Source organism: Brachymonas denitrificans, assembly GCF_907163135.1.
GTDB classification, from domain to species: domain Bacteria; phylum Pseudomonadota; class Gammaproteobacteria; order Burkholderiales; family Burkholderiaceae_C; genus Brachymonas; species Brachymonas denitrificans_A.
Map to the genome: position 1 here is coordinate 1100175 of NZ_CAJQUA010000001.1, position 19132 is coordinate 1119306.

Consider the following 19132-nt stretch of genomic DNA (forward strand, 5'->3'; position numbering starts at 1 on the left):
AAATGACCTCTTTGCTGGATGAAGTTCGGGAATGGTTACATACAGTAACCACTCCATGTTTCAGTCCGGTGACAGCTCTCCGTCCATGTCCTTCACTGCCGACCTTTTCGAGCCCGCCGACGCTGCCGAGCGCATTCCGCTTGCGGCCCAGGCCGTGCTGCTGCGTGGCTTCGCGCTGCCGCAGGCCGAGCAACTGCTGCGGGATATCGCCCGCCTGCATGCCCAAACGCCTCCGCGCTGCATGCAGGTTCCAGGAGGAAAAACCATGTCCGTCGGCATCAGTAACGCGGGCGCCGCAGGCTGGACATCGGACACGCGCGGCTATCGGTATACCGCCACCGATCCCGCCAGCGGCAATCCCTGGCCGGCGCTGCCTGAGAGCTGGAAAGTGCTGGCGCAATCCGCCGCACAGGCAGCCGGCTTTGCCGGTTACGAACCCGACGTCTGCCTGATCAACGAATACCCGATGGGCGCGCGCATGGGCCTGCACCAGGATCGTGACGAACGCGACCTGCAGGCGCCCATCGTGTCCGTCTCGCTGGGCATGAGCGCCACTTTCCAGTTTGGCGGCCTGCGACGCAGCGATCCCGTGCAGCGCGTGCTGCTGCACCATGGCGATGTGGTGGTGTGGGGAGGCGCAGACCGGCTGCGCTACCACGGCGTGCTGGCCGTGCGGGGCGAGCCGCACCCGCAAACCGGCGCGCGCCGGCTCAACCTGACCTTCCGCAAGGCGCTCTGAACACCTTTGTTGCCGAGCACAAAGCAAAAAGCCAGTGCAATTGCTTGCACTGGCTTTTCTTGTATGGAGCGGGAAACGAGGCTCGAACTCGCGACCTCAACCTTGGCAAGGTTGCGCTCTACCAACTGAGCTATTCCCGCGGAAGCCGCTATTGTATGCTGATTTTTTCGATTTTTGCAAGCAAGGCAAAAAATTCCGGAAAAATCTCAGGCGGCGGCCTTGGCGCCGTGGTGAACGATCAGCACGGAGTTGTGGGCGTGCGAAACCACGCGCTGTGCCACGCTGCCCAGCATCAGCTTCTCGACGCCGCGGCGACCATGCGAGCCCATCACGATCACGTCGGCGCCGACTTCGTCGGAGGTGTCGATGATGCCCTTCCACACGGCGTAGGCATCCACCGTCACGGTGTCGACCGTCACGCCTTCGGCTGCGAATGCTTCTGCCACTTCCTTCAGGGCCTGCTCGGCTTCGGTATTGACTGCGGACAGGTACTGGGCCTGGCCGAAGGCAAAGTCGGGGCCTGCGCTGGCGAAGGGATACGGATCGAGCACGTAGAGCGCCGTCACCTTGCTGCCGAAGGCCTTGGCCATGGCAAGAGCCTTGGTAACGGCCAGCGATGCAGTGCTGGAACCATCGACCGGCAGAAGAATGTGCTTGAACATGTTGACTCCTCTCTATAGTTGAAGGGCTGCGCACAGAGCCAGCCAATGCGTTGTTTCTGTGCCTAGTGTAACCGCAGCCGTCCCCCTGTTCCTGACCGGCATCAAGCGACGTGCACAACGCTGTGATTACACTATCGACTGACATCCGGAATGCATAGGGAGAAGCATGTGAGCACACTGCAATGGAGCGATGATCTGGCGCTGGGCGTAGGCGCCATGGACCAGACCCACATCGAATTCGTGGATCTGCTGGCCGAGGTGCAGCAGGCCCCCGACGACACCCTGCTGGCCAAGTGGGCAGAACTGATCGATCACACCCAGGTGCACTTCGACAACGAAAACCGCTGGATGGTGGAAACCCGTTTTGCCGCCGGCAACTGCCACACCACGCACCACAAGGCGGTGCTCGACGTGATGCGCGACGGCCTGCGCTATGGCCAGCAAGGCCACCGCAACATCGTGCGCCAGATGGCCGCCGAACTGACCACCTGGTTCCCGCAGCATGCCGACAGCATGGACGCCGCGCTGGCCTGGCACCTCAAGCGCGTGGGCTACGACCCGGTCAGCGGCAGCATCGCCCACCCCGAGCTGTTGCCCGGCGAGCTGATCCATGGCTGCGGCGGCGAAACCTGTTCCGACGAAAACGTGCCTGCCGCAGACACGGCCCCCACTCCTGCCAGCGCCTGACCCGCCGCCGCCTGCCGGCCAGATTGCTGTGCCCCTGATGCGCAGGCTGCGTGCCTGCGCCGCGCTGTATCATCCACGCCATGATGGAACTCAACTGGGAATGGCTGCCTCTGCTGGCGGCCTTGGCGCTGGCTTTCAGCCTGCGTCCTTGGCGCATGCTGAGCGGAGGCAATCTGGCCACTCCGCTGCTGGCCAGCCTGGTGTTCTTTCCGTGGCTGTGGGCGCTGCCGCGCATGCACAGCATGCCGATCCCCCTGATCCTGTCGGGCTCCTGCCTGATCCTGCTGATGCTGGGCTGGCCGCTGGCCGTGCCGGTGATCTGCCTGATTGCCGCCTTGTCCGGCCTGGTAGCCCCGGCTCCGGTTGAAGCGCTGATCGCCAACGCCTTCTGGATCGGCGTGCTTCCCGCCACCATTGCGCTGTGGCTGGGAGCCCTGCTGCGGCGCTATATCGGCCCGCATGTATTCGTGTATACGCTGGGCCGCGGCTTCATCGTGACGGCAGTGAGCACTTTTGGCGCCAGTCTGCTGGGCGAATGGGCGGGTGCCGATCTCCCCAATATAGAGCCCGGCCTGGTCACTACCGCGCACTGGATGATGGCCTGGGGCGAAGCCTTCATGACCGGCATGTTCAGTGCCATCTTCGTTGCTTTCCGCCCCCAGTGGCTGGCCACCTGGTCCGACAACCTCTATCTGCACAAATGACACACACTGCCTCCACCCTCCCTGACACTGGCTGCATCACCCGGGTGCGGGGATTGCAGGTGGGGCACTTCACTTCGGATCTGCGCCCGACGGGTTGCAGCGTGGTGCTGACGCCGCAAGGAGCGGTCGCCGCCGTGGATGTGCGCGGCGCCGCGCCCGGCACGCGCGAAACCGATCTGCTGCGCCCCGGCAATCTGGTGGAACAGGTGCACGCCGTCGTGCTCAGCGGCGGCAGCGCCTGGGGACTGGCAGCCGCCACCGGAGTGGCCGAATGGCTGGAAGAACAGGGCTACGGCCTGGATGTCGGCGTTGGCCGTGTCCCCATCGTGCCGGCGGCAGTGCTGTTCGACCTTACCGTGGGCGATGCGGCAATCCGGCCGGACGCTGCAGCCGGGCGTGCCGCCTGCCAGGCAGCCGGAAACACGCCCTGCGCGACCGGCAACGTCGGCGCCGGTGCCGGTGCCACGGTGGGCAAGCTGTTCGGCCATGGTTGCGCCATGAAGGGCGGCATCGGCTCCGCCAGTGTGACGGTGCATGGCGTGACGGTGGGCGCCCTGGTGGCGGTCAACGCCGTGGGCGACGTGCTGGCACCGGACGGCAGCATCCTGGCCGGCGCGCGTACGGCCGATGGCAGTGCCCTGCGCGACACTACGCGCAGCCTGCTGGAGGGAGAGCATCCGCAGTTTGCCTTGCCCGGCACCAATACCACCATCGGCGTGATTGCCACCGATGCACGCCTGGACAAGGCGCAACTGCAACGCCTGGCGCTGGCCGGGCATGACGGCCTGGCGCGCTGCATCACGCCGGTGCATACGATGCTGGACGGGGACACCCTGTTCGCTCTGTCCACCGGCGCTGCCGGTGCGGAGCAGGCGCCCGACATGATCACCCTGGGCGCCATGGCCGCCGAAGCCACTCAGCGAGCAGTGCAGGTGGCTCTGCGCAGTGCGCGCACGGTGCACGTGGGGGATCTGGCCTTGCCGGCGGCCAGCGACTGGCAGACGGTGTAAGAGCCGAAGGGACAAATGCTGCCGTGCATCCGGGGCGCACGCAAATCCGTGACACAATCGGCAACTAGTACGGCAGTCTGCATTGCCCCACCCTGATACCGCATGTTCCTCAATCTTCCCACCAGCCTGACCTGGGCGCGCATTGTTGCCATACCGCTGCTAGTTGCGGTGTTCTATCTGCCTCTGTCGCCGGGCGCACAGAACGTGCTGGCCGCCGGCCTGTTCATTGCGGCTGCCGTCACCGACTGGTTCGACGGCTTTCTGGCCCGCCGCCTGAACCAGACGTCGGCCTTCGGTGCCTTTCTCGATCCGGTCGCCGACAAGTTTCTAGTCTGCGCAAGCATGCTGATCCTGGTGCACCTGGGCCGTGCCGACGTCTTTGCCGCCCTCATCATTATCGGCCGCGAAATCGCCATCTCCGCGCTGCGTGAATGGATGGCGCAGATCGGCGCTTCGCGCAGCGTGGCCGTGCACATGATCGGCAAGCTCAAGACCACGGTGCAGATGGTGGCCATTCCGTTCCTGCTGTACGACGGCGTGCTGCTCGAGAGGATCGACACGCGCCTGTGGGGCTACTGGCTGCTGTGGGCTGCGGTGATTCTCACGGTGTGGTCCATGGGCTACTACCTGCAGAAGGCGCTGCCCGAAATCCGCGCCAAGGTGAAATAAGCGGCGCGCTGCCGGGCGCGTCGTCCAGTTGCAGCGGCCGGACCCGTCCCGCCGCATCGGGAGGGGGAGATGTTCGAAGGATTCACCCGCTTTGATGTGACACGCCGCGGCGTGCGGCTGCACAGCCGCATCCGCCGCCACAGCGATGACCATGCGCCCGCGCTGGTACTGCTGCACGGCCACCCGCAGACCCATGCGATCTGGCACCGGATCGCAGCTCCGCTGGCACAGCATTTCCACGTGGTGCTGATGGACCTGCGCGGCTATGGCGATTCGGACAAGCCGCCATCCGATGCCCAGCACCTGCCCTACAGCAAGCGCGAAATGGCGCTCGATGTACTGGCCGTAATGCTGCACCACGGCTTCGGACGCTTTCATGTGCTGGCGCACGACCGCGGCGCACGCGTGGCGCATCGCCTGGGCGTGGATCACCCCCATGCAGTCGAACGCATGATGCTGCTGGACATTGCGCCCACGCTTGCCATGTACCAGGGCACAACAGAGGCCTTTGCGCGTGCCTACTGGCACTGGTTCTTCCTGATCCAGCCTGCGCCCTTGCCCGAAACACTGATCGGCGCCGATCCGGTGGCCTATCTGCACAGCGTGATGGGCAGTCGCCACGCGGGCATGGAGGGTTTTGCGCCCGAAGCCCTGCGCGAATACGAGCGCTGTGCCTTGCAGGAAGGCTTTGTGCACGCCATGTGCGAAGACTACCGCGCCGCCGCCAGCATCGACCTGGAGCATGACCGCGAAGACGTGGCCGCAGGGCGCAAGCTCACGCAAACCCTGCGCGTGCTGTGCGGTGCGCAAGGCGTGGTGCATCCCAGCTTCGACGTGCTGGCGCTCTGGCAGCAGCGCGCCGAAAACGTCAGCTACGGCACGCTGCCCAGCGGCCACTACATTCCCGAAGAGGCACCGCAGCCCCTGCTGGACGAAGCCCTCGCATTCTTTCTGGAGACTTCCGCATGAGCAAGGCACACCGCATTGCCGTGATTCCCGGCGACGGCATCGGCCAGGAAGTGATGCCCGAGGGCCTGCGTGTGCTGCAGGTGGCAGCACGCCGTTTCGACATCCCGCTGGCGTTCGACCATTTCGACTTTGCCTGCTGGGATTACTACGAGCGTCACGGCCGCATGCTGCCGGACGACTGGAAGGAGCAGATCGGCCGGCATGACGCGATCTTCTTTGGCGCTGTTGGCTGGCCGGAGAAGATTCCGGACCACATCTCGCTGTGGGAATCACTGCTGCTGTTCCGCCGGGAGTTCGACCAGTACATCAACCTGCGCCCTGCCCGCCTGATGCCGGGCGTGATCGCCCCCGTGGTGCGCAAGGATGGAAGCCCGCGCCAGCCCGGCGAGATCGACATGCTGATCGTGCGCGAAAACACCGAAGGGGAATATTCCGCCATCGGCGGGCGCATGTTCGAGGGCAGCGAACGCGAACTGGTGATGCAGGAAACTGTCATGACGCGTGTGGGGGTGGACCGGGTGCTGCGCTTCGCCTTCGAGCTGGCGCGCTCGCGCCCCAAGAAGCACCTCACCAGCGCCACCAAGTCCAACGGCATTGCCATCACCATGCCCTACTGGGACGAGCGCGTGGCGGCCATGGCGAAGCAGTATCCGGAAGTGGTGGTGGACAAGTTCCACATCGACATCCTGACCGCCCACTTCGTGCAGCGGCCGGACTATTTCGACGTGGTGGTGGCAAGCAACCTGTTCGGCGACATCCTGAGTGACCTGGGCCCGGCCTGCACCGGTACCATCGGCATTGCACCGAGCGCCAACGTCAATCCCACGCGGCGCCTTCCCTCGCTGTTCGAGCCGGTGCACGGCTCGGCGCCGGACATTGCAGGGCGCGGCATCGCCAATCCAATCGGCCAGATCTGGGCCGGGGCGATGATGCTGGATTTCCTCGGCTATCGCGCTGCACACGATGCCATCGTGCGCGCCATCGAAGCGGTGCTGCAGCCGGACAGCGGGGCGCCACGCACGCCTGATCTGGGCGGCAATGCCCGTACCGGCGACCTGGGGCGCAGCATCGCGGAACAGCTGGAGCGTGGCTGAAGACGGTTTATCGGGAGCGCAAGATTGACTTGCGTCAAGCTGTCCGTGCGTTTGTCACAGGCATGTCGCAACGCCCTGCCAGCCCTGCCCGGAGAGGGGCAGAAAGCCGGCTACAATGCGTCATACTGCCGAGCGCTGGCACAAGCCGGCAAGCGGTTCGCCCAGCCGCCCGTGCCTGTGCGCAACGCGCCCTCGGAAGTACCGGTTTCGTTGCTATACTAGCCGACTTTCCCGCGGTGCCTCCCTTGCCGGAAGCACCCGACGGGCAACAAAGAACACAAGGGGATTTTTGTGAACAAGACCGAACTGATCGAGCACATTGCCAAAAATGCCGACATCTCCAAGGCTGCTGCCACGCGCGCGCTGGACGCTGCCATCGGCGCAGTGACCACCACCCTGAAAAAGGGCGGCACAGTGTCGCTGGTGGGCTTTGGCACGTTTGCCGTCGGCAAGCGCGCTGCTCGTACGGGTCGCAATCCTCGCACCGGCGAAGAAATCAACATTAAAGCTGCTAGAATTCCGAAATTCCGTCCCGGTAAAGGCCTGAAAGACGCCCTGAATTGATCGGTTTTCAGATGGGGTGCTTAGCTCAGTTGGTAGAGCGGCGCCCTTACAAGGCGTAGGTCGGCGGTTCGACCCCGTCAGCACCCACCATCCATCTGAATGTAAAAAAGGCGAACATCGGTTCGCCTTTTTTATTGCCCCACACACCCAAAACGCAGGATTCAATGCATGTTTGAAACGATTCGCAAGCACAACAAGTGGATGATGATCCTGCTGTTCGCGCTCATCATTCCCTCCTTCGTGTTCTTCGGCATCGAAAACTACCAGCGCATGAACGATGCCAGCCATGCCGCCGTGGCATTGGTCGATGGCAACAAGATCACCCAGGGCGAATGGGACGAACAGCACCGCCGCGAGGCCGAGCAGCTGCGTGCCGCCAACCCCGGCATCGACCCAGCCCTGCTGGATTCGCCCGAAGCCAAGTTCGCCACGCTTGAACGCATGATCCAGCAGCGCGTGCTGGCCGGCGCCGCCAACAAGCTCAAGCTCTACGTGAGCGACCAGCGCCTGGCCAAGGAATTGATGGCCGATCCCGCCATCGCTGCGCTGCGTGGCCCCGATGGCAAGCTGGATGATGCCCGCTACAAGGAACTGCTGGAGCGCCAGGGCATGACCCCGCAGGGCTACGAAGCGATGACGCGTGCGCAACTGGCGCAGCGCCAGGTGGTGCTGGGCGCCGTCAACGCCGGTGGCTGGATTCCGGCGGCTTCTGCCGATCTGGTGATGCGCCCATTCTTCGAGCGCCGCGAGATCCAGGTAACGCGCTTCAACCCGGCCGACTTTGCCGCACAGGTGAAAGTGGATGATGCCGCCCTGCAAGCCTACTACACGCAGCATGCGGCGCAGTTCAAGACGGCCGAACAGGCCAGCATCGAATACGTGGTGCTCGACCTGCCCGCCGTCGAAAAGCGCATGACCATTGCCGAAGGCGACCTGCGCACCTATTACGAACAGAACAAGGATCGCCTGGGCCAGGCCGAACAGCGCCGTGCCAGCCACATCCTGATCGAAGCCAATGCGGCTGTCGACCCGGCAGCCCGTGCCGCCGCACGCAAGAAGGCCGAGGAAGTGCTGGCCGAAGTGCGCAAGAATCCCGCAGCATTTGCCGAACTGGCGAAGAAATACTCGCAGGACACCGGTTCCGCTGTGAACGGTGGCGACCTGGGTTTCTTCGATCGCCAGGCCATGGTCAAGCCCTTCTCCGACGCCGTCTTCGCCCTCAAGCAGGGAGAGATCAGCGGTGTGGTGGAATCCGACTTTGGCTACCACATCATCCAGCTGACCGGCATCCAGGGCGGTGCGGCAGGTGATTTCGAAAGCCACAAGGCCGAAATCGAAGCCGAACTGCGCAAGCAGCAGGCACAGCAGAAGTTCGCCGAAGCCGCCGAAGAACTGTCCGACGGCGTGTTCAAGGATCCGCAGGCACTCAAGCCCATTGCCGACAAGCTGGGCCTGCAGGTGCACACCGCTTCCGGCATTGGCCGCGCTCCCGCTGCCGGCGCCGAGGGCGCACTGGCCAACACGCGCTTCCTGCAGGCCGTGTTCGCGCCCGAGTCCCTGAGCAAGAAGAACAATACCAACGCCATCGAGATCGGCCCCAACCAGATGGCCGTGGGCCGCATCCTGAGCTATGCACCGGCACAGACCAAGCCGCTGACAGAGATCAAGCCGCAGGTCACCCAGGCCTTTGTGCAGACCAGGTCTGCCGAACTGGCCAAGGCCGCTGGCGAAGCAAAGCTGAAGGAATGGCGCGCCAATCCGGCGCAGGCTGCTGCCGGCGGCGAAACGCTGACCGTCGCCCGCGTGATGACCACCAACCAGCCGTCTGCCGTGGTAACAGCCGCCCTGCGTGCAGACCGCGCCAAGCTGCCCGGATTCGAAGGAGCTGACCTGGGCAAGCAGGGCTACGCTGTGGTGCGTGTGAACAAGGTGCTGGCACCGGAGGGCGGCATGGCCGAGCTGCAGAAGCAACAATACCCGCAGGTGGCCCAGGCCCAGAACGAAGTGGAACTGCTGGCCTACTACGAGTCGCTGAAGAAGCTGCTCAAGGTGGAATACAAGGTGCAGAAGCCTGCCGCCAAACCGGCAAGTGCAGCATCTGCTGCCTGATCGCAAAAATTTTGGAAACTGGTAAAAATCAGGCTATAATTCTCTCTTTCTGGTGGCTGTAGCTCAGTTGGTAGAGTCCAGGATTGTGATTCCTGTTGTCGTGGGTTCGAGCCCCATCAGCCACCCCAGATAAAAAAGCCTTGCAATTCAATGAGTTGCAAGGCTTTTTCTTTTTCAGGATGGCTTGAATCCGGGCGGCCGGCCGCCCTGCTTTGCCGTTTTGGCTAAATCCGATCGCCAACGCCGCCGCGCCGACCACGTCCAGCCGGCTCCCCTCAATGCAATGCCCGGTAAATCTGACCTGCCAGCTCCTCGGAAATCCCCTCGACGCTCGCCAGATCTGCCTCGGAGGCTCGCGCCACCCCCGCCACACCGCCAAAGCGCTGCAGCAGGCGTGCACGGCGCTTGGGGCCGATACCGGGAATGTCTTCCAGCCGGCTGCCACCCGTGCGTACCTTGGCCCGGCGGGCACGCATGCCGGTAATGGCAAACCGGTGCGCTTCATCCCGTATCTGCGCCACGAGCATCAGCGCGGCCGAGTCCTTGCCCAGCCAGACCTTGTCGCGGCCATCGGCAAACACCAGTTCTTCCAGGCCTACCTTGCGTCCCTCCCCCTTTTCCACACCGACAATGCGGGACAGTTCGATGCCCAGTTCCTGGAACACCTCGCGCGCAACCGCCACCTGGCCTTTGCCACCGTCGATCAGCACGATGTCGGGCCAGCGCAGCGCAGAGCGGGACGTACTACCGGCCCCGGCATTTGCAGGGGCCGCTGCCGCCGTTTCCGGACTTGCAGCTGAATCCAGCGCAATCTCTGCGCCCACATTGTCTGCAGCGACTTCTCCGTCTGAAGGCAATTGCTCCTGCCCGCCCAGCTCCCGCATCTGCTCGGCCAGCTTGCCATAGCGGCGCAGCAGCACTTGGCGCATGGCAGCGTAATCGTCGCCTGGCGTGATGCCCTGGATGGTGAAGCGACGGTACTGGCCGGACTGCATGGCGTGCTGCTCGAACACCACGCACGAAGCCTGCGTTGCCTCGCCCGCCGTATGCGAAATATCGAAGCATTCGATGCGCAACGTGTCCAGTTGCTCGGTCTCCAGTCCCAGCGCGTCGGCCAAAGCCCGGGTTCGCGCCTTCTGCGAGCCTTCTTCGGCCAGCAGGCGGGCCAGTTGCAGCGCCGCGTTCTGTTCGGCCATCTGCAGCCAGACGCGGCGATGCTCGCGTGGCTGGTGGATGGCGGTAACCTTGTGGCCGGCCTGTGTTGCCAGGGCCTCGACCAGTGCCGGCGACAAAGGGACGTTCGTGACCAGCACCGGCGGCATGTCGGCCCCCAGGTAGTGCTGCGCAACGAAGGCCTCCAGCACGGCCTGCTCCAGCCGGTGCTCGGGCTGTTGGGCGCCCTCCTGCGCTTCCAGTTCCACCAGCTTGGCGGCGTCATCGAGCTGTGACGGAAAATGCGGCTTGTCGCCCAGATGACGCCCGCCTCGCACCATGGCCAGGTTGACACAGGCCTTGCCGCCCTGCAGGCGAATCGCCAGCACGTCCACATCCTTGTCGGACGAGGTGGACTCCACCGCCTGCTGGTGCAGGATGCGGCTGAGCGCCGCCAGCTGGTCGCGCACTTCGCCGGCCTGCTCGAATTCCAGCCGTTCGGAATGGGCCATCATCCGCTTCTGCAGCTTCTTCATCACGCTGTCGGTGGCGCCGTCGAGAAAATCGCGCGCATGGGCCACGTCCTGGGCGTAGTCTTCCGGCGTGATCAGGCCCACGCAGGGGCCGCTGCAGCGCTTGATCTGGTACAGCAGGCAGGGCCGCGTGCGGTTGGCAAACACCGAGTCCTCGCAGGTACGCAGGCGGAACACCTTCTGCATCAGCTGGATGGTTTCCTTCACCGCCCAGGCGTTCGGGTACGGGCCGAAGTAGCTGTGCTTGCGGTCAGTGGCGCCGCGGTAGTAGGCCATGCGCGGGTAGTCGCCGGGCTGCGGGGAGTCGTCGGCGCGCGGCGTGGCAGTGACGGCCGTGAGTTTCAGGTAGGGATAGCTCTTGTCGTCGCGGAACAGGATGTTGTAGCGCGGCTTGAGCGTCTTGATCAGGTTGTTCTCGAGGATGAGGGCCTCGGCTTCGGAGCGCACCACGGTCACTTCCAGCCGGGCAATCTTGCCGACCATGAAGCCGATGCGCGTGCCGCCATGGTCCTTCTGGAAGTAGCTGGACACGCGCCGTTTGAGATGCACGGCCTTGCCGACATAGAGCACCTGGTCATCGGCATCGAAGTAACGGTACACGCCGGGCAGCGACGGCAAGGCGGCGACCTGGGCGAGCAGTTCGGCGGAGTGGCGGGAGGGGGCCGGCGCCTGTTCTTGCTCCTGCACCTGATCCGCTCCATGCGCTCCTTCGGATGCGCCCGTCAACACCTCTTCGACTTGCGGCACGCGGTTCGGCGCAGGCAATTCGGGAGCTTCGGAGGGCGGTGCAGAGGATCGTCGCGGCATGTTCCGCATTGTAGAAGGCGGCGGCACCGACGATGCAATCAGGGACAATGCAGAGCATGCGATTTCCCGCTTTCATTCCCCTACCGTCCTGCATCCGAGAGTGTGCGGATTTTCGGTCCTGGCAATGGGACATTTTCTGCACCGTGATCGACAACTACGGCGACGCCGGCGTCTGCTGGCGGCTGGCGGCCGGGCTGGCGGAGCGCGGGCAACGCGTGCGCCTGTGGATCGACCAGCCGGAGTGCCTGCATTGGATGGCGCCGCAAGGGGCAGCCGGCGTGGACATACGTCGCTGGCAAGCGCCGCTGAACGCCCAAGAGCTGCCGGACAGGGCAGGCGACGTGCTGATCGAGGCCTTTGGCTGCACACTGGAGGACAGCGTCCAGGCCTGGTGGGCCGCCTCGCACGATCCATCCGGCCCTGCGCGAACAGGGCTGTGGCTGAATCTGGAATACCTCTCGGCAGAGGCCTACGTGGCACGCTGCCATGGCCTGCCTTCACCCGTCATGCAGGGGCCCGCTGCGGGTTTGGTCAAGCAATTCTTCTACCCCGGCTTTACCGCTGACACAGGCGGCTTGTTGCGCGAAATGGCCCTGCCGCAGCGACAGCAGCGGTTCCCGGCCTCCCGGTTTCTCGATGCCTTGAACGGTGAAAGTGCCACGCCTGTCGCTCATGATCCGGCGGCCGCCACGAAGCCGGGAGCCGAAGCCGAGCCTCTGGTCGTCAGCCTGTTCTGCTACGAGCCCCAGCCCTTGCCGGCGCTGCTCGCACAGCTTGCCGAGCGCCCGAGCACATTGCTGGTATTCCAGGGCCGTGGCCATCAGGAACTGCTGCGCATCCTGGGAACCAGCACCCTGCCCGAACACCATGGCCAGTGCCGGCTCGCTCCCCTGCCCTGGCTGGACCAGAGCGGATTTGACGAAGTGCTATGGAGCAGCCATGTCAACTGCGTCCGCGGCGAAGACTCGCTGGTGCGCGCGCTGTGGGCGGGCCAGCCCTTTGTCTGGCACATCTACCCGCAGGACGACGATGCGCACCATGCCAAGCTCGAAGCGTTTCTGGACTGGCTGCAGGCGCCGGACGATCTCCGCGAGTTTCACCGGATTTGGAACGGCATCACCGAGGGGCCGTTGCCGGTGCTCGTTCCGGCGCGTCTTCGGGATTGGCAATCCTGCGTGCAGGCCGCACGCACACGCCTGATGGAGCAGGACGATCTGGTGAGTCAAGTGCTGTCACTGGCTGGCAAGGCCCACGCTATGCCGCTTACAGGCACGGCATCGCCATAAGCCAGCCACGCAGAAGTCAGATGCTCTTCCAGCGGGCTTGCTCAAGCCCGCATGGTATCCGGCAGGCGGCGCGCGATCTCCGCCACCAGTTGCTGCGCCAGCACGCGCTTGCTGGCATGCGGCAGTTCGGTTGTGCCCTGCTCATCCACCAGCAGCAAGGCATTGTCATCCTTGCCGAAAGTGGCAGGCCCGATATTGCCCACCAGCAGCGGCACCTGCTTGCGCAGGCGCTTGGCCTGGGCATTGGCCTCCAGATCGTGGCTTTCGGCCGCAAAGCCCACGCAGTACAGCGTGCCGGCCTGCGCCTGCGGGGTGCGTGCCACTGTCGCCAGGATGTCGGGGTTTTCGACAAATTGCAGGGCCGGCGGCTGGCCGCTGCCGTCCTTCTTGAGCTTCTGCTCCGACACATTGGCCGTGCGCCAGTCGGCCACCGCTGCGGTTGCGACAAACACGCCATATTCCGGCAACACACGCTGCACCGCCTCCAGCATCTGCTGGGCCGACTGCACGTCGATGCGGATCACGCCCTGCGGCGTCGGCAGATGCACCGGCCCGGCCACCAGCGTGACCTTGGCACCCGCCTCCTGTGCGGCACGCGCAATGGCAAAGCCCATCTTGCCGCTGGAATGGTTGGTAATGCCGCGCACCGGATCAATCGCCTCGAAGGTCGGACCCGCAGTGACCAGAACGTTTTGCCCCGCCAGCACCTTGGGCGCAAAGCTGGCCACGATGAGGTCGTGCAGTTGCTGCGGCTCGAGCATGCGGCCATCGCCCACCTCGCCACAGGCCTGCTCGCCATGGCCCACGCCCAGCACCTGCGCGCCATCCTGCATGATCTGCGCCAGATTGCGCTGCGTGGCCGGATGCGCCCACATCTCGCGATTCATGGCCGGCGCCACCAGCAGCGGCTTGCCTGCCGGGCGCGCCAGACAGGTCAGGCTCACCAGTTCGTCCGCCCTGCCCTGCGCCAGCCGGGCAATGAAATCGGCACTGCAGGGGGCCAGCACGATCATGTCAGCCTCGCGGCCCATCCGGATATGCGGCATGTTGTCCGGGCTGCGCGCGTCCCACTGGCTCAGCACCACCGGCCGGCCGGACAGCGCCTGCATGGTGACCGGCGTGATGAACTGGCAGGCTGCCTCGGTCATCATCACCTGCACGGTAGCGCCGCTCTTGATCAGCAGGCGGCACAGCTCGGCCGATTTGTAGCAGGCCACGCCGCCGGTCAGCCCCAGCAGCACATGGCGGCCGTTCAGTTCGCTCTGGGCAGCGCCCAGCACAACGGGAGTAATGGTGTCCATGGCGTCCTCGCTCAAGCCTGCCACTGCTGCAGGCCCTCGATGGCCAGCGCATAGCCCTGCACGCCCCAGCCGCACATCACGGCCCTGGCGACAGGGGAAATATACGAATGATGGCGGAATGCCTCGCGTGCAAACACATTGCTGATGTGCAGCTCCACCAGCGGCACGCCGGCGCCCTTGATGGCATCCATCAGCGCAATGCTGGTATGCGTATAGGCCCCGGCATTGAGCACCACGCCTGCCAGTTGCCCTGCAGCGTGCAGCCGGCCCGCCTCATGGATGGCATCCACCAGATCGCCCTCGTGGTTGCTCTGGCGAAAATCCAGCGCCCAGCCGTGTCGCTCGCAGGCGCTGCGGCACAGCTGTTCCACGTCGGCCAGGGTGGCCGAACCGTACACGGCCGGCTCGCGCGTTCCCAGCAGGTTGAGGTTGGGGCCGTTGAGCACGACCACGGTCTTGGTAGCAGCTGATGTCATGTTCGGAACCACGAAAGTCATGCGCAGATGATACCCCGAGGCGGCTAGCGCCCCAGAACCTGGTCCACGCCCTTGTTGGCCAGCGCATCGGCTTTTTCGTTGCCGGGGTCGCCGGCATGGCCACGCACCCAGTGCCATTCAATCCTGTGCTTGCCGCCGTGCACCAGCGCATCGAGTTCCTTCCAGAGCTCGGCGTTCTTCACCGGCTGCTTGCTGGCAGTGATCCAGCCCTTCTTCTTCCAGCCGTGAATCCACTCGGTAATGCCCTGGCGCACGTACTGGCTGTCGAGGTACAGCGCCACGCGGCACGGGCGCTTGAGCGCCTGCAGGCCGCGGATCACCGCCATCAGTTCCATGCGGTTGTTGGTAGTTTCGGCCTCGCCGCCGAACATTTCCTTGCTGTGCGGCCCCGACTGCAGCCACACGCCCCAGCCGCCCGGCCCCGGGTTGCCCTTGCAGGCCCCATCGGTATAGATGGTCACGTTATCCATTGCACCTGTTCTCTTTGTTCGTCCTGGATGCCGGGGCCTGAATGGCAGCACGGCAAAGGCGCAGATTATGACCGGGGATTGGAGTCACGCGCCGGCGGACGGCAATGCGTGGCCTGGCGTTCGCCCTGAGCCAGCGGCACTGTTCCGCGCGCCTGCTTGGCCTGTTTCCAGCGCGGCTGGATCATGCGCACGCCGCGTACCCGCTTCACCGCCTCGATGAAGTACACCCCGCCCAGGATCGGCCACCAGCGGTCACCCGCATGCTCCATCCAGCTCAGGCGCTCGTACCAGCGGGCGCTGCGCAACCCCGGGCGGTAGCCGCCAAAGCGTCCGCCGTCCACCTCCAGGTTGAGCAGACGCAGCCAGTCGCGCAGGCGTCGGTGGCCAATGAGGTCGTCGATGTCCGGAATGAACGGCGGCGCCGCACTGCCCATGCGCTGGGCCCAGCGGCTGTGCCACTGCTGTGTGCCCCACAGGCTGGAGGGATTGAAGCCGATCACGATCAGCCGTCCCTCCGGCACCAGCACCCGCGCTACTTCGCGCAGGGTGGCATGCGGATCGGCGCTGGCCTCCAGCGTATGCGGCAGCACCACCAGATCCAGGCTGCTCTCGGCAAATGGCAGCGCCGTCGGCTCGACCACCAGGCTGAGCGGTATCTGCCCCTCGTGCGCCAGGTCGCCCATGCAGGCCTGGCCCTCCAGCTCCTCTGCCAGCGTGGCATCCACCGCCTGTGGCACCTCGACCGGCAAGCCGTGATCGGCAGCCAGCGCCGGCTCGGGCGTCTCGATACCGGCCAGCCAGCGCCGCTTGACGCGGCTGTTGCGCAGCAGGGGCAGCGTCTCGCCACCAATTTGCAACGCATGGTAACCAAAGCAGTCGGCCACCGCCTGATCGCAATGCCGCAGCTCCCACTCGCGCAAATAGCGGCCAGCGGGGGTATGGAACCATTGTGCCAAATCTATAATCTGCTCCGACATGCCCTGACTTGATTGAATCTTCCTCCGGACCCACCCCATGCATCTGGTTGCGCTGCCCGTACTGAATGACAACTATATCTGGATCCTGCACAACGGTGAAGCAGCCCTGGTGGTCGATCCGGCAGTATCCGAACCTGTGGCGGCAGCGCTGCAGCAGCACGGCCTGAAACTCGATGCCATCCTGATCACGCACCACCATGCCGATCATGTCGGCGGGCTGGATGGCCTGTATCAGGCCTGCGGCCATGCAGGCACGCAAGTCTTCCTGCCTGCCGGCGACGGTCTGGCGGTGACACAGTTCCCCTCCGTGCCTGCAGCCGCCATGCACTGGTGCAGCGGCGACGACACGGTCTCCGTGCTGGGTGTGGAGTTCCAGGTAATGGATGTGCCCGGCCATACCGCCGGTCACATTGCCTATTTTGCTGCGGCTCCTGCAGGTCAGGAGCCTTTGCTTTTCTGCGGCGACACCCTCTTCTCCGGCGGCTGCGGCCGCATCTTCGAGGGCACGCCGGCGCAAATGCACGACGCACTGTCCCGGCTGGCCGCCCTGCCGCCGCAGACGCGCGTGTGCTGCGCACACGAGTACACTCTGTCCAACCTGCGTTTTGCGGCCGCCGTCGAAACCGGCAATACCGACATGCAGGCCTACACCCGCCACTGCGAAGCCTTGCGCGCGCAGGGGCTCCCGACGGTTCCTTCCACCATCGGCCAGGAACTAGCCATCAATCCCTTCCTGCGGGTGTGTGAGCCTGCGGTGCAACAGGCTGCCCGGCAGCACGACACCGCCGCCACCGACCCGGTGCAGGTCTTCGCCGTGCTGCGCGAGTGGAAAAACCGTTTCTGAGCGCACACCGGCCCGATCCCGAGATTCCCCTTCATGTTTTTCCGTTATGTGATGAGCCTTTGCGCCATCGCCGTGCTGGCAGGCTGTGCCACCGGCGGCGGCCAGAATGCCGGCTCCGTCGGCATCCGCATGTCCGACGTGGACGGCAATGTCTTCAGCGGCAAGAGCTCCAGCCGCTTCGGCCTGAGCAGCCCCAACGACATGTGGGAACGCGTGCAGCGCGGCTTCTCCATGCCCGACCTGGACAACGCCGTGGTGCGCGACCGCGAAGCCTGGTACACGCGCAACCCGAACAGCATCAGCCGCATGCTGGGCCGCTCCGACAAGTACCTGTTCCACGTCGTCGAAGAGCTGGAGCGTCGCAACATGCCGACCGAGCTGGCCCTGCTGCCCTTCGTGGAAAGCGCCTTCAACCCGCAGGCGGTGAGCAGCGCCAAGGCGGCGGGCATGTGGCAGTTCATCCCCAGCACCGGCAAGCAGTACGAGCTGGCGCAGAACCGCTTCCTCGATGACCGCCGCGACGTGCTGCGTTCCACCCGCGCAGCGCTCGACTACCTGCAGCGGCTCTACACCATGTTCGGCGACTGGCACCTGGCCCTGGCCGCCTACAACTGGGGCGAGGGCAACGTGCAGCGCGCCATCAACCGCAACATCGCGGCCGGCCGGGGCACCAGTTACGAAGAGCTGACCATGCCGCAGGAAACGCGCCAGTACGTGCCCAAGCTGCAGGCCATCAAGAACATCATCCGCAACCCGGCCACCTTCAATACCGCGCTGCCCAACGTGGCCAACCATCCCTACTTCGACCAGGTGAAAATCTCGCGCGACATCGACGTGGCCATGGCTGCGCGCCTGGCCGAGATCAGCGTGGATGACTTCAAGGCACTCAACCCCTCGCTCAACAAGCCGATGGTGATTGCCTCGCTTACGCCGCGCATCCTGCTGCCCTGGGAGGCTGCCCCGCGCTTCCGCGAGAATCTGGCGCGCCTGGGCAACAACCGCCTGGCCAGCTGGACGCTGTGGACTGCCCCCACGACCATGACGGTGGCGCAGGCGGCCGAGCAAACCGGAGCCACCGAAGACCAGCTGCGTGAAATCAACCGCATACCGCCGCGCATGATGGTACGCGCCGGCTCTGCCCTGATGGTGCCGCGCCCGGACTGGCACAACACCGAAATCTCCAGTGCCGTGGCCCGCAGCAGCAGCATCAGCTTCGCACCCGAGGTGGTACTGCGCCGCATCACGCTCAAGGCGCAGGACGGCGACACGCTTGCCAGCTTCGCCTCGCGTCATGGCGTGCCGGTGCAGGATGTGGCGAACTGGAACAACCTGTCTGCCAACGCATCGCTGGCGGAAGAACAGTCTGTCGTGCTCAACCTGCCGCAGCAGCAGGCCACCCGCCTGCTCAACCAGCAGCGCGCCGAAGAAGCACTGGCAGCGCGCACCCAGCGCCTGGCGGAACGCCAGCGTCAGCGTGAGGAATCCATTGTCCGCGTATCTGCACGCAAGGCGGCAAGCCGCAACCGTGACAACGATCCTGATCAGGAAGAGACTGCAGATCGCAAGAGCGCTGGCAACAAGCGCAATGCAGTTGCCCAGACGAAATCCACGCGCAACGAAGAGCGCTCCGGCCGCAGCGCCAAGGCCGCACGCGAGGAGGAACGCAGCCCGCGCAACGCCAGGTCTGCACGCGACGACGAACGGAATGCGCGCAATGCCAAGGCGGCACGGGACGAGGAGCGCAGCAATCGTCGTGGCAAACCGGCCCAGGATGAGGATCCCCGTGCAGCCAAGGGCAAGGCCGCACGCGAGGACAGCCGCGACAAGCGCCGGAATGCGCCCGAGGACAAGCCGGAGCGCAACAACAGGAACCAGGCAGCCGACAAGCCAGCCAGCCGTCGCGCCAAGGACGCCGAGGCGGCTCCCGGCAGAGGTCGCAACACGGTAGCCGGCAAGGAAGAAAAGCCTGCCAAGGGCAAGGAAACCCCCAAGACTGCCAAAGGGGGCAAGGACAGCAAGGCCGACAACAAGGACAAGGCACGCAAGGGCAAGTAAGCC

The 19132-nt window shown here is 64.9% G+C and carries 18 protein-coding genes and 3 tRNA genes; 14 read left to right on the forward strand and 7 right to left on the reverse strand.

Features of this window, described 5'->3' with window-relative positions; all coding sequences use genetic code 11:
- The first annotated feature begins 55 nt into the window (after positions 1–55).
- A complete protein-coding gene (gene alkB, locus KKQ75_RS05110) occupies positions 56–739 on the forward strand; it encodes a DNA oxidative demethylase AlkB (protein WP_434087719.1) in 684 nt (227 codons plus the stop codon).
- Positions 740–803: 64 nt separating this feature from the next.
- Here alkB and KKQ75_RS05115 read toward each other — a convergent pair.
- Positions 804–879 (reverse strand) — tRNA-Gly (locus tag KKQ75_RS05115).
- 66 nt (positions 880–945) lie between these two features.
- On the reverse strand, positions 946–1401 hold the full coding sequence (locus KKQ75_RS05120) for a universal stress protein (protein ID WP_213360762.1): 456 nt from the start codon (positions 1399–1401) through the stop codon (positions 946–948).
- A 168-nt stretch (positions 1402–1569) separates the two neighbouring features.
- Between KKQ75_RS05120 and KKQ75_RS05125 the strand changes: the two genes are divergently transcribed.
- The 10 genes from KKQ75_RS05125 (at position 1570) to KKQ75_RS05170 (ending at position 9335) form a co-directional block, all read left to right on the forward strand.
- Positions 1570–2088: a hemerythrin domain-containing protein gene (locus tag KKQ75_RS05125; RefSeq protein WP_213360764.1), complete on the forward strand. Its 519-nt coding sequence runs from the start codon at positions 1570–1572 to the stop codon at positions 2086–2088.
- A gap of 83 nt (positions 2089–2171) precedes the next feature.
- Positions 2172–2792: an energy-coupling factor ABC transporter permease gene (locus KKQ75_RS05130; RefSeq protein ID WP_213362684.1), complete on the forward strand. Its 621-nt coding sequence runs from the start codon at positions 2172–2174 to the stop codon at positions 2790–2792.
- Positions 2789–3802: a P1 family peptidase gene (locus KKQ75_RS05135; RefSeq protein ID WP_213360766.1), complete on the forward strand. Its 1014-nt coding sequence runs from the start codon at positions 2789–2791 to the stop codon at positions 3800–3802. Before KKQ75_RS05130 ends, KKQ75_RS05135 begins: the two co-directional genes overlap by 4 nt.
- A gap of 102 nt (positions 3803–3904) precedes the next feature.
- Complete coding sequence (gene pgsA / locus KKQ75_RS05140; protein ID WP_213360768.1) at positions 3905–4471, forward strand: CDP-diacylglycerol--glycerol-3-phosphate 3-phosphatidyltransferase; 567 nt, start codon at positions 3905–3907, stop codon at positions 4469–4471.
- 69 nt (positions 4472–4540) lie between these two features.
- Positions 4541–5440 carry an alpha/beta fold hydrolase gene (locus KKQ75_RS05145; protein ID WP_213360770.1) on the forward strand — a complete coding sequence of 300 codons (900 nt, stop codon included), beginning with the start codon at positions 4541–4543 and terminating at the stop codon, positions 5438–5440.
- Positions 5437–6534 (forward strand): tartrate dehydrogenase, encoded by a 1098-nt coding sequence (locus KKQ75_RS05150; RefSeq protein ID WP_213360771.1) that lies wholly within the window; start codon positions 5437–5439, stop codon positions 6532–6534. Before KKQ75_RS05145 ends, KKQ75_RS05150 begins: the two co-directional genes overlap by 4 nt.
- Positions 6535–6825: 291 nt before the next feature.
- The gene (locus tag KKQ75_RS05155) at positions 6826–7098 is read left to right on the forward strand and encodes an HU family DNA-binding protein (protein ID WP_213360772.1); all 273 of its coding nucleotides are present in this window, start codon (positions 6826–6828) and stop codon (positions 7096–7098) included.
- Between the two features lie 14 nt (positions 7099–7112).
- Positions 7113–7188 (forward strand) — tRNA-Val (locus KKQ75_RS05160).
- Between the two features lie 78 nt (positions 7189–7266).
- On the forward strand, positions 7267–9207 hold the full coding sequence (locus KKQ75_RS05165; protein WP_213360773.1) for a SurA N-terminal domain-containing protein: 1941 nt from the start codon (positions 7267–7269) through the stop codon (positions 9205–9207).
- A 52-nt stretch (positions 9208–9259) separates the two neighbouring features.
- A tRNA-His gene (locus tag KKQ75_RS05170) sits at positions 9260–9335 on the forward strand.
- Between the two features lie 147 nt (positions 9336–9482).
- Here KKQ75_RS05170 and uvrC read toward each other — a convergent pair.
- On the reverse strand, positions 9483–11699 hold the full coding sequence (uvrC, locus tag KKQ75_RS05175) for an excinuclease ABC subunit UvrC (RefSeq protein ID WP_213360774.1): 2217 nt from the start codon (positions 11697–11699) through the stop codon (positions 9483–9485).
- A 56-nt stretch (positions 11700–11755) separates the two neighbouring features.
- Between uvrC and earP the strand changes: the two genes are divergently transcribed.
- Positions 11756–12985, forward strand: coding sequence for an elongation factor P maturation arginine rhamnosyltransferase EarP (earP, locus tag KKQ75_RS05180; protein WP_213360775.1), 1230 nt, complete (start codon positions 11756–11758; stop codon positions 12983–12985).
- 41 nt (positions 12986–13026) lie between these two features.
- Here the strand turns inward: earP and coaBC are convergent, their stop codons facing one another.
- From coaBC to KKQ75_RS05200, 4 genes are all read right to left on the reverse strand, one after another.
- Complete coding sequence (gene coaBC / locus KKQ75_RS05185; RefSeq protein WP_213362685.1) at positions 13027–14286, reverse strand: bifunctional phosphopantothenoylcysteine decarboxylase/phosphopantothenate--cysteine ligase CoaBC; 1260 nt, start codon at positions 14284–14286, stop codon at positions 13027–13029.
- An 11-nt stretch (positions 14287–14297) separates the two neighbouring features.
- Entirely contained in the window at positions 14298–14762 is a 465-nt protein-coding gene (gene aroQ / locus KKQ75_RS05190) for a type II 3-dehydroquinate dehydratase (RefSeq protein ID WP_213360776.1), read from the reverse strand.
- A 44-nt stretch (positions 14763–14806) separates the two neighbouring features.
- Positions 14807–15253, reverse strand: a complete 447-nt coding sequence (rnhA, locus tag KKQ75_RS05195) for a ribonuclease HI (protein WP_213360777.1) — start codon at positions 15251–15253, stop codon at positions 14807–14809.
- Positions 15254–15318: 65 nt separating this feature from the next.
- Positions 15319–16230, reverse strand: a complete 912-nt coding sequence (locus KKQ75_RS05200) for a class I SAM-dependent methyltransferase (protein ID WP_213360778.1) — start codon at positions 16228–16230, stop codon at positions 15319–15321.
- 37 nt (positions 16231–16267) lie between these two features.
- Here KKQ75_RS05200 and gloB point away from each other — a divergent pair, with 37 nt between their 5' ends.
- On the forward strand, positions 16268–17074 hold the full coding sequence (gene gloB, locus KKQ75_RS05205) for a hydroxyacylglutathione hydrolase (protein WP_213360779.1): 807 nt from the start codon (positions 16268–16270) through the stop codon (positions 17072–17074).
- Between the two features lie 33 nt (positions 17075–17107).
- Positions 17108–19129, forward strand: coding sequence for a transglycosylase SLT domain-containing protein (locus KKQ75_RS05210; RefSeq protein ID WP_213360780.1), 2022 nt, complete (start codon positions 17108–17110; stop codon positions 19127–19129).
- Positions 19130–19132: the final 3 nt, after the last annotated feature.

What these genes read in the sequence shown, in the direction of transcription:
- KKQ75_RS05150 (WP_213360771.1), top strand. Translation starts at nt 5,437, where the DNA reads ATGAGCAAGGCACACCGCATTGCCGTGATTCCCGGCGACGGCATCGGC.
- rnhA (WP_213360777.1), bottom strand. Translation starts at nt 15,253, where the DNA reads ATGGATAACGTGACCATCTATACCGATGGGGCCTGCAAGGGCAACCCG.
- uvrC (WP_213360774.1), bottom strand. Translation starts at nt 11,699, where the DNA reads ATGCCGCGACGATCCTCTGCACCGCCCTCCGAAGCTCCCGAATTGCCT.
- KKQ75_RS05210 (WP_213360780.1), top strand. Translation starts at nt 17,108, where the DNA reads ATGTTTTTCCGTTATGTGATGAGCCTTTGCGCCATCGCCGTGCTGGCA.
- KKQ75_RS05135 (WP_213360766.1), top strand. Translation starts at nt 2,789, where the DNA reads ATGACACACACTGCCTCCACCCTCCCTGACACTGGCTGCATCACCCGG.
- KKQ75_RS05120 (WP_213360762.1), bottom strand. Translation starts at nt 1,401, where the DNA reads ATGTTCAAGCACATTCTTCTGCCGGTCGATGGTTCCAGCACTGCATCG.
- earP (WP_213360775.1), top strand. Translation starts at nt 11,756, where the DNA reads ATGCGATTTCCCGCTTTCATTCCCCTACCGTCCTGCATCCGAGAGTGT.
- gloB (WP_213360779.1), top strand. Translation starts at nt 16,268, where the DNA reads ATGCATCTGGTTGCGCTGCCCGTACTGAATGACAACTATATCTGGATC.
- KKQ75_RS05200 (WP_213360778.1), bottom strand. Translation starts at nt 16,230, where the DNA reads ATGTCGGAGCAGATTATAGATTTGGCACAATGGTTCCATACCCCCGCT.
- pgsA (WP_213360768.1), top strand. Translation starts at nt 3,905, where the DNA reads ATGTTCCTCAATCTTCCCACCAGCCTGACCTGGGCGCGCATTGTTGCC.
- KKQ75_RS05130 (WP_213362684.1), top strand. Translation starts at nt 2,172, where the DNA reads ATGGAACTCAACTGGGAATGGCTGCCTCTGCTGGCGGCCTTGGCGCTG.
- KKQ75_RS05145 (WP_213360770.1), top strand. Translation starts at nt 4,541, where the DNA reads ATGTTCGAAGGATTCACCCGCTTTGATGTGACACGCCGCGGCGTGCGG.
- aroQ (WP_213360776.1), bottom strand. Translation starts at nt 14,762, where the DNA reads ATGACATCAGCTGCTACCAAGACCGTGGTCGTGCTCAACGGCCCCAAC.
- KKQ75_RS05165 (WP_213360773.1), top strand. Translation starts at nt 7,267, where the DNA reads ATGTTTGAAACGATTCGCAAGCACAACAAGTGGATGATGATCCTGCTG.
- alkB (WP_434087719.1), top strand. Translation starts at nt 56, where the DNA reads ATGTTTCAGTCCGGTGACAGCTCTCCGTCCATGTCCTTCACTGCCGAC.
- coaBC (WP_213362685.1), bottom strand. Translation starts at nt 14,286, where the DNA reads ATGGACACCATTACTCCCGTTGTGCTGGGCGCTGCCCAGAGCGAACTG.